We start from the raw sequence: 13252 nt of genomic DNA, 5'->3' as shown, positions 1-13252 counted from the left end.
AGGCGTGTTTGTCTGTTGCTTAAGGAATGTGCTAAGATGGCCTGCCAACGACCATCTGGTCCGGATTTTAAGCTGTTTAGGGTACACCCATGATTAGACAAAGAACCTTGAAAACGAGTGTTCAGGCGACTGGTGTCGGCCTGCATTCGGGCCGGAAAGTCACCATGACGTTCCGTCCGGCGCCTGTGAACACAGGAATCGTTTACTTGCGTACCGACCTGAATCCTGTGGTGGAGCTGCCAGCCAATGCCGATCAGGTGCGCGATACCGTGCTCTGTACCGCTCTGGTCAACGAAGCCGGTGTCCGTGTCTCTACCATTGAGCACCTCTCCGCCGCGCTGGCCGGGATGGGGATCGACAACCTCTATGTCGAGGTTGACGCGCCCGAGATCCCGGTGATGGACGGCAGTGCGCATCCCTTTATCTACCTGCTGCAGGAAGTCGGGATCCGTGAGCAGAATGCTGCCAAGCAGTTTGTGCGGATCAAGAAGAGCATCCGGGTTGAAGACGGCGACAAGTGGGCGGAATTCCACCCCTATCGCAACGGCTTCAAGATGGATCTCGAGATCGATTTCCAGCATCCGGTCTTTGAAGGGCGCAATCAGCGTTGCGTACTGGACTTCTCCGGTGCCTCCTTCGTGAAAGAGATCAGCCGTGCCCGTACCTTTGGGTTCATGCGCGATATCGAGTACCTGCGTTCCCAGAACCTGGCGCTGGGCGGAAGCCTGGAAAACGCCGTGGTACTGGACGATTATCGAGTGCTGAACGAAGACGGTTTGCGTTATGAGGACGAGTTCGTCAAGCACAAGATGCTGGACGCGATCGGTGACCTCTATATGTGTAACCGCAGCATCATCGGTGAGTTCCGTGCCTACAAGACCGGACATGCCCTGAACAACAAGCTGCTGCGTGCCTTGCTGGCCGAGCAGGAGGCTTGGGAACTGGTGACCTTCGAGGGTGAGGGCGACAAAGCGCCTATCGCTTACTACGATAACGGTCTGGTTCTGGCCTGATAGCTGTGCAACGGAACGTCGGTCCTCTCTCCGCACCGACGTTCCGTCATTTGTTTACTCCATCCTTTAATACCGATTATCTCCCGGTTTTATTTCCCGTGCAGGCTCCTGGCCGCACCTGACCGAGCAGACTGATTTCTATGAGCATTACCCTGATCCTCCACGGCAAGCAGCGACGCAAGTTGCACCTGCCCAAACAACGTCTGGCATGGGTCGGCGGTATTGTTTTCTCCCTGTTGGCCCTTGGTGGTGGCTGGCTCTGGCAGAGTTGGCACCAGAAAATGGAGGCGCTGGAAGTAGCGCTGGCCATGGCCGAACAGCGCTCCGCCGAGCAGAGCGGTGATGAAGCGCGCGAACAGCTGGCCATGTTGGCTGCTCAGGTGGGCACCATGCAGGGGCAGCTGGGTCGTATCAATGCCCTTGGCGAGCGACTGACCGAACAGGCCGACCTCGATCCCGACGAGTTCAATTTCAAAGAGCTGCCCCCCATGGGCGGTCCCTCTTACGATGAAGATCTGGAAGTGAGCCTCAACGAGCTGCAGGCTTCGATGAAACACCTCAGCCAGCAGCTCAGCAGCCGCGAAGAGCAGCTGTCGGTACTTGAATCTTTCATCATGAATCACCATATCACCGATGCCGGTTTTATTTCCGGCACGCCAGTCAAACAAGAGCGAGTTTGGGTCTCATCCGGCTTTGGCGGACGGGTCGATCCGTTCAATGGGCGTGCCAAGATGCATAAAGGGGTCGATTTCCGTGGCAAACCCGGAACCCCGATTCTGGCCACCGGGCCCGGCATTGTCAGCTGGGCCGGCCGTCATCCGGAATTTGGCAATATGGTGGAGATTAATCACGGCAATGGTCTGGTCACCCGCTATGCCCACAATTCCAGGTTGCTGGTCGAGGTGGGCACCCTGGTTGATCAGGGGCAGAAAATTGCCTTGATGGGGCGCACCGGTCGCGCGACCGGGGTCCATTTGCATTACGAAGTGTTGAAAGATGGTCGTCAGGTCAACCCCGCACGCTTTCTCAGTGCCAGCCGGGGTTAGGTTTTTTTCTTCAGGTTCCAGTGACGGAACGCTTTATATAACCAGAAATAGTTGGTACCCATGATTAGCACACTGCTTACCAAGATTATCGGCAGCCGGAACGACAGAACGCTCAAGGCTTTGCGCAAAATTGTAAAACAGATCAATGCCATGGAGCCGCAGTTCGAGGCTCTCTCCGATGCTGAGTTGCAGGCCAAAACGGCTGAATATCGTCAGCGTATCGAGCAGGGTGAGACTCTGGAGCAGTTGCTGCCGGAAGCGTTCGCGACCGTGCGTGAAGCCTCCAAGCGGGTGTTTGGCATGCGTCACTTCGATGTGCAGCTGATCGGCGGCATGGTGCTGAACTCCAACCGCATCGCGGAAATGAAAACCGGTGAAGGTAAGACCCTGACCGCAACCCTGCCAGCTTACCTGAATGCCCTGAGCGGTCGTGGCGTCCACGTGGTGACGGTAAACGACTACCTGGCCAAACGTGATGCGGAGGCGAACCGCCCGCTGTTCGCCTTCCTCGGCATGACCGTTGCGTGCAATGTGCCCGGCATGGATGCGTCCCAGAAGCGTGACGCCTACGCCGCCGACATCACCTACGGTACCAATAACGAATTCGGTTTCGACTACCTGCGCGACAACATGGCGTTCTCGCCGGAGCAACGGGTACAGCGTCCGCTCAACTACGCGCTGGTGGATGAGGTTGACTCGGTGCTTATCGATGAAGCTCGTACCCCGCTGATTATCTCAGGCCCGGCCGAAGACAGCTCCGAGCTCTATATTCGTGTCAACAAGCTGATCCCCTTGCTGGTCAAGCAGGACAAGGAAGATACCGAAGAGTACACCGGTGACGGTCACTACACGGTAGACGAGAAGAACCGTCAGGCGCTGCTGACCGAAAACGGCCAGATCTTCGTGGAAGAGCTGCTCAAGAAAGAGGGGCTGCTGGATGAGAACGATTCCCTGTTCTCCGCCTCCAACATCAGTCTGTTGCACCACGTGAACGCCGGTCTGCGTGCTCATACCCTGTTCGAGCGCAACGTGGACTACATCGTCCAGAAAGACGAGATCGTCATCGTCGATGAGCACACCGGTCGTACCATGCCGGGTCGTCGCTGGTCTGATGGTCTGCATCAGGCCGTTGAAGCGAAGGAAGGGGTGAAGATCCAGAACGAGAACCAGACGCTGGCATCCATCACCTTCCAGAATTACTTCCGTCTCTACAACAAGCTGGCGGGAATGACAGGTACTGCAGATACCGAAGCCTTTGAATTCCAGCAGATTTATGGCCTGGATACCGTGGTTATCCCGACCAACAAGCCGATGGTGCGCAAGGACATGGGCGATCTGGTCTACCTGACCGCCAATGAGAAGTATGCCGCCATCATCGAAGATATCCGTCAGTGCGTGGCCAAGGGCCAGCCTGTACTGGTTGGTACCGTCTCTATCGAGAACTCCGAGCTGCTCTCCGGCATCCTGACCAAGGAGAAGATCCCGCATCAGGTGCTGAACGCCAAGTTCCACGCCATGGAAGCGGAGATCGTTGCCCAGGCTGGCCAGACTGGCGCGGTCACCATCGCCACCAACATGGCGGGTCGTGGTACCGACATAGTGCTCGGGGGCAACTGGCAGGCGGAGATCGCCAAGCTGGAGAATCCGACCGAGGCACAGATTGCCGAGCTGAAAGCGGCATGGCAGGTGCGTCACGATGCGGTGCTGGCTGCCGGCGGTCTGCATATCATCGGTACCGAGCGTCACGAATCCCGTCGTATCGACAACCAGCTGCGCGGCCGTTCCGGTCGTCAGGGTGACCCGGGCTCCTCCCGCTTCTACCTCTCCATGGAAGATACCCTGATGCGGATCTTCGCCTCCGATCGCGTTACCGGCATGATGAAGAAGCTGGGCATGGAAGAGGGCGAAGCCATCGAACACCCCTGGGTCACCAAGGCGATCGAAAATGCCCAGCGCAAGGTGGAAGGTCGCAACTTCGACATCCGCAAGAGCTTGCTGGAGTTTGACGACGTGGCCAACGACCAGCGCAAGGTAGTGTACGAGCAGCGTAACGAGTTGCTGGATACCAACGATATCTCCGAGACCATCCACGTTATCCGTGATGATGTCTACGGCAGCGTGATTGACGAGTACATCCCGCCCCAGTCTCTGGAAGAGATGTGGGATGTGCCGGGTCTGGAAGCGCGCCTGAAGGCAGACTTCGCGCTGGATCTGCCGCTGCAGCAGTGGCTGGCGGAAGATGACAAGCTGTATGAAGAGAAGCTGCGCGAGCGCATTCTGGACGAAGCCACCAAGCTCTATGCCCACAAGGAGGAGCTGGTTGGCAAAGAGGTGCTACGCAACTTCGAGAAGGCAGTGATGCTGCAAACTCTGGATGGTCTGTGGAAAGAGCATCTGGCGGCCATGGATCACCTGCGTCAGGGTATCCATCTGCGCGGCTACGCCCAGAAGAACCCCAAGCAGGAGTACAAGCGCGAATCCTTCGATCTGTTCACCCAGATGCTGGAAACCCTCAAGCGCGACGTGGTCAGCATCCTGAGCCGTGTTCAGGTGCAGGAGCGCGATGTGGAAGCGATGGAAGAGCAGCAGCGCCAGCAGGCGGAAGCCGCTCCCCGTACCTACACCCATGCCGCGGCTGAGAGCCAGCTGGCCGATGAACAGGCCGCAGGTGAAGAGGGCCACACCACCTTCGTGCGCGATGAGCAGAAGGTTGGTCGCAACGATCCCTGCCCGTGCGGTTCAGGCAAGAAATACAAGCATTGCCACGGTCAGTTGACCTGATCGATGCAGTGCTATGACAAGGCGGGCCCGGTGCCCGCCTTGTTTTTGTCAGAGGGTGGCGACGTCACTGTGGTGGCGCCATCTGACCAAGGGTTATCGGATATCAGGCATCATCGGCCGTTCATCCAGCCGGAGGTTGGGCACATTGAACGGCCTGGTCAGCCATAGCGTACAAAGGTAACAAGATGGAACAGAAAAAGCGGATCTGGGTAGCGGTTGGCGTCATCGAGAATGAACAGGGCGATATCTTTATCGCCAGACGCTCCTCCGATCGCCATCAGGGGGATCGCTGGGAGTTTCCAGGTGGCAAGGTCGAGTCGGGTGAGGATCTGCTGACTGCGCTGGATCGGGAGCTGTGGGAAGAGATCGGCATCCGGGTATTGGATTGTGCCCCCTTTATGGAACTGCAGCACGACTACCCCGAGAAGCAGGTGTTGCTGGATATCTGGAAGGTGACCCGTTTCAGCGGCGAGCCGTTCGGCAAGGAGGGGCAGGAGTGTCTGTGGGTGCCGGTGGCCGAGCTGCACAACTACCACTTTCCCGATGCCAACGGTCCGATTGTCGCGCGGCTTCAAGGCCTGCTGGCTTGAACCGGTTGCAAAAACAAGCATCAAAAAAGGGCCCATCGGCCCTTTTTTATTTTATAGCGGAGAGTGACCAGGGGCTTATAGCCACTGATCGCCCTCTTCCTGCTCTGGCAGCAGATCCGGGTTGATCTCCCCGGGTATCCGTTTCTCTTCATCGGCCCACTCGCCGAGATCGATCAACTGGCAGCGTTTGCTGCAGAAAGGTCGGAACGGACTCTGCGAGCCCCACTCCACTTCGCTCTGGCAGGTCGGACACTTTACCTTGGTGACCATAAGTACTCCTTAGCAGCAGGCGAGCTGGAATGGCACATCGCCAATCTGCTGCTCGCCCGTAGGCAGGAAGCGCAGGGCAAAACGATTCTTGTGGCCGCTCAGGGTCGGGTAGCAGAACAGATTGCCCGGCAGCTTGATGCGGATCAGCTCGGCGCTTTCGGCGGTGTCCTGGAAGAAGCCGTTGGTCGCCACCTGCTCGCTGAAGCTGCCCGATTCACGCCACAGACGCAGCAACAGGGTGATGGCGTTCATCAGCAGGGTGATGTCGCTAAGCCAGCCCTGCATCTGCTGGTGACGGGTGATGGCCGGGGTTCCGAGCCAGTGGTGCAGCTGGGGCACGTCGAAGGCACACAGACCACCCGGGATGGAGAAGCGCTGGCGAATGGAACCGAGCAGACGATCCTCTTTCAGGCGGGCTCCCGGGCGTGGCGAGTTGAGCAGGTTGCGGGAGAGCTGGCTGCTCTCTTGCTGCATCTGTTTGATCTGCTCCAGATCGACGTCGGGCAGGCTGGCCCAGTGGCTCAGACGTTGGCCGAGACGCTCCAGATCCTTGATAAGGTCAGCGCGCAAGTCACCACGCTCCAGCAGCTCCTGCAGATCGAACAGCCCTTTGAAGAAGGCGATATGGGCCCAGGATTGCTCGCTCTCCAGATTGTCGCGAATTTGGGAAAACAGGGACTCCAGACGCAGGTAGGTCCGGCTTTTTTCATTGAGGGGAAAATCGTAAATCATGCCTAATCCTGGCCAGCCATAAACCGGCCTAGTGTACTCACTGTTGACGGGGTTGTTGAGAGGCAAATGCCAGATATGTCTCGTGTAGTGCCAAAATCCGCGTTTTTATCGCCATTTCGCTGCCATTGGCGTTCTCGATGACATCATCCGCCGCAGCTAGCCGTTCTGTCCGGCTGGCCTGTGCTGCGATGATGGCTCTGGCCTGCTCGGTGCTGACGCCATCACGGCGGCAGGTGCGCTCAATCTGGGTCGCTTCGTCCACATCGATCACCAGCACCCGGTCGGCGAGGCCGGTGAGTTTGTTCTCCACCAGCAGCGGCACCACCAGCAGGCAGTAAGGAGAACTGGCTGCGGCACACTGGCGCAGCATTTCACTGCGAATCAGCGGATGGAGCAGTGCATTGAGCCACTCCTTGGCCTGCGGGTCGCTGAAGACCCGCTCGCGCAGGGTGCGACGGTCGAGTTGACCGCTCGGCTCAATCACATCCGGGCCAAAATGGTCGGCGATGGTGGCAAGAGCCGGTGTGCCCGGCTCTACGACCTCGCGGGCGATCACATCGGCATCCACCACCTCGATACCCAGTTCGGCAAACTGATTGGCGATGGTGGTCTTGCCACTGCCGATACCACCGGTAATAGCAACTACATACATGGGGGGCCTCTTGCTCAAAGCAGGGTAGAGAGATACCAGTTGGTGATGGTATCGCCCCACAGCAGGGCAATCCAGCCCGCGATGGCGAGGTAGGGGCCGAAGGGGATGGGCTTGCCCTGATGGTGTTTGTGCAAGGCGATCAGGCTGATGCCGATCACGGCGCCGACCAGGGATGAGAGCAGCAATATGATCGGCAGCGCCTGCCAGCCGAGCCAGGCACCCAGCGCCGCCAGCAGCTTGAAGTCGCCATAGCCCATCCCCTCCTTGCCGGTGAGCAGCTTGAAGGCCCAGTAGAGGCTCCAGAGCACCAGATAGCCGACCATGGCGCCAATCACGGCATCCGCCAGCGGTACGAAGCCACCTGCCAGATTGAACAGCAGACCGCCCCACAGCAGGGGCAGGGTGAGCTGATCTGGCAGCAACATCTTGTCGAGATCGATAAAGGTGAGGGCCACCAATACCCAAGTCAGCAGCAGGGCGGCCAGTGTGCCCCAGCCCGGCGTTATGACCATGGCAACGGCCACCGAGAGCAGGGCTGTTATCAGCTCTACCAGCGGATAGCGGGCCGAGATGGGCGCTTGACAGTCGCGGCAACGCCCCTTGAGCCAGAGCCAGCTCAGCAGCGGAATGTTCTCGATGGCGGTAATGGGGTGACCACAGTGAGGACATGCGGAGCGCGGTACCATCAGGTTGTAGCGCTCTGGTGCGATGGCCTCTTCGTCGGGGGAGAAGTAGCTGCGATACTCGGCCTGCCACTCTCGCTCCAGCATGATGGGCAGGCGGTGGATCACTACGTTGAGGAAACTGCCGATCATCAGGGAAAAGATAAAAACCAGCGAAAAAAAGAGCCATGGCAAGCCGTGAGCCAGCTCGAGAAGAAGTGTCATAACCAACCGTCAGTTATTGAATGAGTGAAGGGCATGGCTTTGGCTCCATGCCCTGATGAATCAACCCACCACGTCGCCAAGTTTGAAAATGGGCAGGTACATGGCGATAACCATGCCGCCGACCAGCACCCCGAGCACCACCATGATGAGGGGTTCCAGCAGGCTGGTAAGGCCATCGACCAGGTCGTCCACCTCTTGCTCGAAGATGGTGGCAACTTTGGAGAGCATATCATCGATGGCACCGGACTCCTCGCCGATCATCACCATCTGGATCACCATGTCCGGGAAGAGATCGACGGTGCGCATTGCCACGTTGATCTGCATACCGGCCACCACCTCGTTGCGAATGGCCATAACGGCGGTGCGATAGACATAGTTGCCGGAGGCACCGGCCGCCGAGATGAGAGCATCCACCAGCGGGATACCGGCCGAGAAAGTGGTTGAGAGTGTGCGGGCAAAGCGGGCCATGGCCGCCTTGTGCAGGATCATACCGACCACCGGGATGGTGAGCACAAACTTGTCGGTATTGTCCCTTACCTTCTGGGAGGCGCGCCAGGCGCGTACATAGAGGAAAATGGCGAGCGCAGCTCCGCCGAAGAAGACATACCACCAGTTCTGCATAAAGCGTGAGATGCCGATGACAAACTGGGTGAACACCGGCAGCTCGGCGCCAAAGCTCTTGAAGATATCCTCGAACTGGGGGATGACGAACAGCAGCAGGATGGAAGTCACCACTATGGCCACCAGAATAACCATGGTGGGATAGAACATGGCCTTCTTGATCTTCGACTTGAGCGCTTCCGACTTTTCCCGATAGGTGGCGATACGGTCGTAGATGGTCTCCAGCGCACCGGATTGCTCCCCCGCCTCAACCAGATCGCAGTAGAGATCGTCAAAATGGCGAGGGTGGCGGCGCAACGCCTCCGACATGGGGGTTCCGGTCTCAACATCGGAGGCGATCTCACCCATCAGCTCGCGCATGGCGGCTTTCTCGTGGCTGCGGGCGATGATCTGCAGGCTCTGTACTAGTGGTACGCCGGCGGAGAGCATGGTGGTGATCTGGCGGGAGATAATCGCGATATCCATCGGCTTGATCTTGGCGCCGCCTTTGGAGAAGAGCCCCTGAGATTTTTTGGCCACCTTGGTGACGTTTACTCCCTGCTTGCGCAGCTCCGCCTTGACGGTATTGATGCTGTCAGCCTGCAGCTCGCCGGAGACCTTCTGCCCCTTGCGATTGACCCCGTGCCAGCGGAAGGCAAAGACTTTTTTCGGGGTGTTGTTCTTTTTCGTTAGGGTTGCCATCTTTGCATCCTGCAATTGGGCGGATGGTCAGGGAGCCCCTGAACCATCTGACCTGATAAATATCCTCAAACGGCTTGGCACCATCTGGTCGCTTGCTGGTAGATCATCTTGCTCGCATCTTGGCGAGGTTTAATTGGTGGTGACCCGGTTGACCTCGGCCAGGCTGGTGACACCGAGCCGTGCCTTCTCCAGTCCCGAGGTGCGCAGGGTGCGCATGCCTTCTTTCTGGGCAATCGCCGCAATTTGCAGGGAGTTGGCCCCCTGCATGATCAATTTTGCGATATTTTCCGACATTAGCATGATTTCGTAGATGCCGACTCGCCCCTTGTAGCCACCGGAACACTCCTTGCAACCAACCGGTTTGAACAGTCGCAAGCCGGCTGCCAGCTGCTGCGGGGTAAAACCCAGCTCCAGCAGCTCGGCTTCCGGCACCACCTCCGGCGCCTTGCAGTGGTCACACAGCTTGCGGGCCAGCCGTTGGGCCATGATCAGGGTGACCGAAGAGGCGATATTGAAGGCGGGCACCCCCATGTTCATCATCCGGGTCAGGGTTTCGGCAGCCGAGTTGGTATGCAGGGTCGAGAGCACCAAGTGGCCGGTCTGGGCCGCCTTGATGGCGATCTCGGCGGTTTCGAGATCCCGTATCTCCCCCACCATCACCACATCCGGATCTTGCCGCAAGAAGGAGCGCAGGGCGCTGGCGAAGGTGAGCCCCGCCTTGGGGTTGACCTGCACCTGGTTGACGCCCGGCAGGTTGATCTCCACCGGATCTTCAGCGGTAGAGATATTCACCTCGGTGGTGTTGAGAATATTGAGGCCGGTATAGAGCGATACCGTCTTGCCCGAGCCGGTGGGGCCGGTGACCAGTATCATCCCCTGCGGTTTCGAGAGGGCTCGCAGGTACTGTGCCTTCTGGCGGTCGTCGAAGCCAAGCTGCTCGATATTGAGGCGGGCCGCCGAGGAGTCGAGCAGACGGATAACGATCTTCTCCCCCCACATGGTGGGCAGGGTGTTGACCCGCATATCCATCGACTTGTTGCGCGACAGCTTCAATTTGATGCGGCCATCCTGCGGCAGCCGCCGCTCGGCGATATCGAGCCGCGCCATCACCTTGAGGCGGGCAGAGAAGCGGTTGGCCAGATTGACCGGCGGGGTTGCGATTTCGTGCAGAATGCCGTCGATGCGAAAGCGCACTCGATATTTGAACTCATAGGGCTCGAAGTGCAGGTCGGAGGCGCCGCGCTTGATGGCATCCATCAGGATCTTATTGATGTACTTGACGATGGGGGCATCGTCATCGGCGGTATTGACGCTCTCGTCCAGTCGGCTGTTCTCGTCGGAGACTTCGAGATCCGAAATCTCGGCCTCGTCGATCTCCTCCATGCCGAGGGCGTCGTTTTCGCTCTCCAGCAGCTTGCCGATGGCGGCGGTGAGCTTGTTCTCCTCCACCAGCAGCGCCTCGGTATGGAGCCCGAAGCTGAAGCCGAAGTCCTCAAGGGCCGAGACATTGGTCGGATCCGACATGGCGATATAGAGGGTGTGGCCCTGGGTATAGATGGGCAGGACGTGGTGCTTCTCAATCAGCTTCTGATTGAGGTACTTCTGCGGGATCTCGGCCAAATCGAAGGCGGCAAGATCCAGCAGAGGTACCCCATACTCCAGCTCGCAAAAATCGGCGAGCGCCTTGCTGTCGAGGATGTCGTTTTCTATCAGAAAGGTCACAAAGGGTTTGCGCTGGGCCTTGGCCTGGCTCAGATAGCGCTGGGAATCCTCTTCACTGATCAGTGAAGAGGCGGCCAGGCTTAACGCCAGGCCGCTATTGGGGCTAGAGGTCATTAAATTAGCAGATGCCGTCTGCTTGGCATGAGCCGCCAGGGGCCCAAGTTATTTTCCCTGACGCTTCTATAGTAGGAGTGATCGTGTAATCGTATTCAGTCGTACCATCAGACATGGTAATGCCATTAGCTGTGGCGGTAATGACTCCTGTTGTGGCTGTGATCGTAACAGAACCCACAGTACCTTCAGCAGCAGATATATCGCTAGGAATACCATTTGTGCCAGCTGAATCGCATCCGGTTAAGTCGTTGCCTGCAGGTAAGCCTTGCGCTTGCGCGCAAATCTCAATGGCGGTTTTAAATGGCCCAGTTGCTGCTATTACTTCGGAAAATTTCGCCTTTTTGGTGTAGGTCTGATACGCCGGCAGCGCGATAGCTGCCAGAATAGCCACGATGGCGACCACGATCATCAGTTCAATAAGGGTAAAACCCGATTGTTTCTTCATTTCGCTTTTCATGGAAAATATCCTTTTATCCTTGGTTCCTGGGAAGTGCCGGTGGAAAATCATCTGCACGTCAGTATCTTATCCGAGCTGTCAGGGGTGGCAACAGAGATTGTCCATTTTGTTAATCACACTTCTTTCATTTAGCAAAAACTTGATGCGTGTCATAAAAGAAGTAGCCTCCTATGACTCTTTCTGTGGCCGAGTTAGGGTCCGTCTGTACACTCCTTTGCCGAGGGATCCTGCATAAAGAAAAGGCGCCTCTGGCGCCTTTTGCAAGTTGTTTATCCGGTTATATCGAGTGTTTGCTCAAGCCTGTGGGGGACGTCTCACGGTTGGATAAAGCGCATGGAGAGATCGAGTGCCCGTACATGCTTGGTGAGCGCCCCGACTGAGATAAAATCGACGCCGGTGGCTGCAAACTCGGCCAGAGTGTCGAGGGTCACATTGCCGGAGACTTCCAGCTTGGCGCGGCCCTGATTGATGGCGACTGCTTCCCGCATCATGGTCACGTCGAAGTTATCGAGCATAACGATATCGGCATTGGCCGCCAGCGCCTGCTCCAGTTCTGCCAGCGATTCGACTTCCACCTCCACCGGTTTGCCCGGATTGAGATGACGAGCCTCATTAATCGCCTCGGCAATGCCGCCACAGGCGAGGATGTGGTTCTCTTTGATGAGGTAAGCGTCGTAGAGGCCGATGCGATGATTCTTGCCGCCGCCGCAGGTGACCGCGTACTTCTGGGCGGTGCGAAGCCCGGGGATGGTCTTGCGGGTGTCCAGCAGGCGGCAGTCGGTGCCTTCCAGTTCAGCCACGTAGCGGGCGGTGAGGGTGGCGACGCCGGAGAGGGTCTGGACAAAGTTCAGCGCATTGCGCTCGCCGGTCAGCAGCAGGCGGGCAGGGCCGTGGAGGCGGAACAGCTCCTGATTGGGGGAGAGCACTTCCCCATCCTGCACCTTCCACTCCACCTTCACGTCGCCGCCGAGTTGTACGAACACTTCATCCACCCATGGCTGGCCGCAGAACACTCCGGCCTCGCGGGTGATGACCCGGGCGCTGGCCATCCGGTTGGCCGGGATCAGCTGGGCGGTGATATCGGCACTGGCGTCCGGTTGCTCCAGCGTGGTGAGGGCATCGCCCAGATCTTCGAGTAGTGCGGCGCGCACGGCGCGGCTGACATCCTGTTGAAACATGCCTTATTCCTGCAAGGGTCTGAGCAGCAGTTGCCGCTCCTTTTGAACCAGCTCCAGCCGACCGAGGGCGTTCATGCCAACCAGCACTTCGTCACCGTCTGCCGCCGGATTGATAAAGATGGCCAGATCGTACAAGGTCAATGGCCCCATCGCCAGCGTTTCGATGGTGCCGTTGCCGACCCGGATCTGCCCCGCGGCGGTATTGACCTGGCTGCTGCCATGAGCGGTCAGGCCGAGCCGCTCGGCAACCTGCTGCGGGATGGTGATACGGGTGGCGCCGGTATCGAGCAGCAGTTGCACCGGCTGGCCGTTGATGGCACCCTCCAGACGATAGTGGCCGCTCTGGTCGGCCCGCAGCAATAGCTCGCCGCTGGCGGTGACGCTTGGTTGGTTGCGGGAGTGAAAATAGAGGGTCAGCAGGCCCATCAAAGAGAGCCAGGCCAGTAACCACATCCAGCGTGCCGTGTGCTGCATACCCCATCCATATCGAGCGGAAGATGACTCAGCC

General features: G+C 58.3%; 13 protein-coding genes. 4 read left to right on the top strand and 9 right to left on the bottom strand.

Translation table 11 applies throughout. The features are described from left to right. Nucleotides 1-89: 89 nt before the first annotated feature. The 4 genes from lpxC to mutT all read left to right on the top strand — a co-directional run bounded on the left by lpxC (nucleotide 90) and on the right by mutT (nucleotide 5430). The gene (gene lpxC, locus G5533_RS14360; RefSeq protein WP_005336146.1) at nucleotides 90-1013 is read left to right on the top strand and encodes a UDP-3-O-acyl-N-acetylglucosamine deacetylase; all 924 of its coding nucleotides are present in this window, start codon (nucleotides 90-92) and stop codon (nucleotides 1011-1013) included. A gap of 140 nt (nucleotides 1014-1153) precedes the next feature. After that, entirely contained in the window at nucleotides 1154-2059 is a 906-nt protein-coding gene (locus tag G5533_RS14355; RefSeq protein WP_257124209.1) for a peptidoglycan DD-metalloendopeptidase family protein, read from the top strand. Nucleotides 2060-2119: 60 nt separating this feature from the next. Beyond that, nucleotides 2120-4840, top strand: coding sequence for a preprotein translocase subunit SecA (secA, locus tag G5533_RS14350; protein WP_421332948.1), 2721 nt, complete (start codon nucleotides 2120-2122; stop codon nucleotides 4838-4840). A 185-nt stretch (nucleotides 4841-5025) separates the two neighbouring features. Beyond that, nucleotides 5026-5430 carry an 8-oxo-dGTP diphosphatase MutT gene (gene mutT, locus G5533_RS14345; RefSeq protein ID WP_219594806.1) on the top strand — a complete coding sequence of 135 codons (405 nt, stop codon included), beginning with the start codon at nucleotides 5026-5028 and terminating at the stop codon, nucleotides 5428-5430. A 75-nt stretch (nucleotides 5431-5505) separates the two neighbouring features. Here the strand turns inward: mutT and yacG are convergent, their stop codons facing one another. The 9 genes from yacG to G5533_RS14300 form a co-directional block, all read right to left on the bottom strand. Beyond that, entirely contained in the window at nucleotides 5506-5700 is a 195-nt protein-coding gene (gene yacG / locus G5533_RS14340; RefSeq protein ID WP_216952204.1) for a DNA gyrase inhibitor YacG, read from the bottom strand. Nucleotides 5701-5709: 9 nt separating this feature from the next. Then, a complete protein-coding gene (gene zapD, locus G5533_RS14335; RefSeq protein ID WP_216952203.1) occupies nucleotides 5710-6432 on the bottom strand; it encodes a cell division protein ZapD in 723 nt (240 codons plus the stop codon). Between the two features lie 37 nt (nucleotides 6433-6469). Beyond that, nucleotides 6470-7084 (bottom strand): dephospho-CoA kinase, encoded by a 615-nt coding sequence (gene coaE, locus G5533_RS14330; protein WP_421209458.1) that lies wholly within the window; start codon nucleotides 7082-7084, stop codon nucleotides 6470-6472. A 14-nt stretch (nucleotides 7085-7098) separates the two neighbouring features. After that, nucleotides 7099-7971, bottom strand: a complete 873-nt coding sequence (locus G5533_RS14325) for a prepilin peptidase (protein ID WP_216952201.1) — start codon at nucleotides 7969-7971, stop codon at nucleotides 7099-7101. Nucleotides 7972-8031: 60 nt separating this feature from the next. Continuing rightward, on the bottom strand, nucleotides 8032-9273 hold the full coding sequence (locus G5533_RS14320; protein WP_227341827.1) for a type II secretion system F family protein: 1242 nt from the start codon (nucleotides 9271-9273) through the stop codon (nucleotides 8032-8034). 129 nt (nucleotides 9274-9402) lie between these two features. Next, nucleotides 9403-11109: a PilB family type IVa pilus assembly ATPase TapB gene (gene tapB / locus G5533_RS14315; RefSeq protein WP_266134898.1), complete on the bottom strand. Its 1707-nt coding sequence runs from the start codon at nucleotides 11107-11109 to the stop codon at nucleotides 9403-9405. 4 nt (nucleotides 11110-11113) lie between these two features. Beyond that, a complete protein-coding gene (gene tapA, locus G5533_RS14310) occupies nucleotides 11114-11566 on the bottom strand; it encodes a type IVa pilus major pilin TapA (RefSeq protein ID WP_441254942.1) in 453 nt (150 codons plus the stop codon). A gap of 314 nt (nucleotides 11567-11880) precedes the next feature. Then, the gene (nadC, locus tag G5533_RS14305; RefSeq protein WP_421313065.1) at nucleotides 11881-12744 is read right to left on the bottom strand and encodes a carboxylating nicotinate-nucleotide diphosphorylase; all 864 of its coding nucleotides are present in this window, start codon (nucleotides 12742-12744) and stop codon (nucleotides 11881-11883) included. Nucleotides 12745-12747: 3 nt separating this feature from the next. Then, a complete protein-coding gene (locus G5533_RS14300; protein WP_040068932.1) occupies nucleotides 12748-13218 on the bottom strand; it encodes a retropepsin-like aspartic protease family protein in 471 nt (156 codons plus the stop codon). Nucleotides 13219-13252 lie beyond the last annotated feature (34 nt).

The organism is Aeromonas sp. A600620 (assembly GCF_029479985.1).
Lineage (GTDB): Bacteria > Pseudomonadota > Gammaproteobacteria > Enterobacterales > Aeromonadaceae > Aeromonas > Aeromonas veronii_A.
Note: the sequence above shows the minus strand (reverse complement) of the source record. Positions and strands in the feature narration are given on the sequence as shown.

Excerpts from the sequence above, each read along its gene's own strand:
- lpxC (WP_005336146.1), top strand. The coding sequence starts at position 90 with ATGATTAGACAAAGAACCTTGAAAACGAGTGTTCAGGCGACTGGTGTC.
- G5533_RS14355 (WP_257124209.1), top strand. The coding sequence starts at position 1,154 with ATGAGCATTACCCTGATCCTCCACGGCAAGCAGCGACGCAAGTTGCAC.
- secA (WP_421332948.1), top strand. The coding sequence starts at position 2,120 with ATGATTAGCACACTGCTTACCAAGATTATCGGCAGCCGGAACGACAGA.
- mutT (WP_219594806.1), top strand. The coding sequence starts at position 5,026 with ATGGAACAGAAAAAGCGGATCTGGGTAGCGGTTGGCGTCATCGAGAAT.
- yacG (WP_216952204.1), bottom strand. The coding sequence starts at position 5,700 with ATGGTCACCAAGGTAAAGTGTCCGACCTGCCAGAGCGAAGTGGAGTGG.
- zapD (WP_216952203.1), bottom strand. The coding sequence starts at position 6,432 with ATGATTTACGATTTTCCCCTCAATGAAAAAAGCCGGACCTACCTGCGT.
- coaE (WP_421209458.1), bottom strand. The coding sequence starts at position 7,084 with ATGTATGTAGTTGCTATTACCGGTGGTATCGGCAGTGGCAAGACCACC.
- G5533_RS14325 (WP_216952201.1), bottom strand. The coding sequence starts at position 7,971 with ATGACACTTCTTCTCGAGCTGGCTCACGGCTTGCCATGGCTCTTTTTT.
- G5533_RS14320 (WP_227341827.1), bottom strand. The coding sequence starts at position 9,273 with ATGGCAACCCTAACGAAAAAGAACAACACCCCGAAAAAAGTCTTTGCC.
- tapB (WP_266134898.1), bottom strand. The coding sequence starts at position 11,109 with ATGACCTCTAGCCCCAATAGCGGCCTGGCGTTAAGCCTGGCCGCCTCT.
- tapA (WP_441254942.1), bottom strand. The coding sequence starts at position 11,566 with ATGAAAAGCGAAATGAAGAAACAATCGGGTTTTACCCTTATTGAACTG.
- nadC (WP_421313065.1), bottom strand. The coding sequence starts at position 12,744 with ATGTTTCAACAGGATGTCAGCCGCGCCGTGCGCGCCGCACTACTCGAA.
- G5533_RS14300 (WP_040068932.1), bottom strand. The coding sequence starts at position 13,218 with ATGCAGCACACGGCACGCTGGATGTGGTTACTGGCCTGGCTCTCTTTG.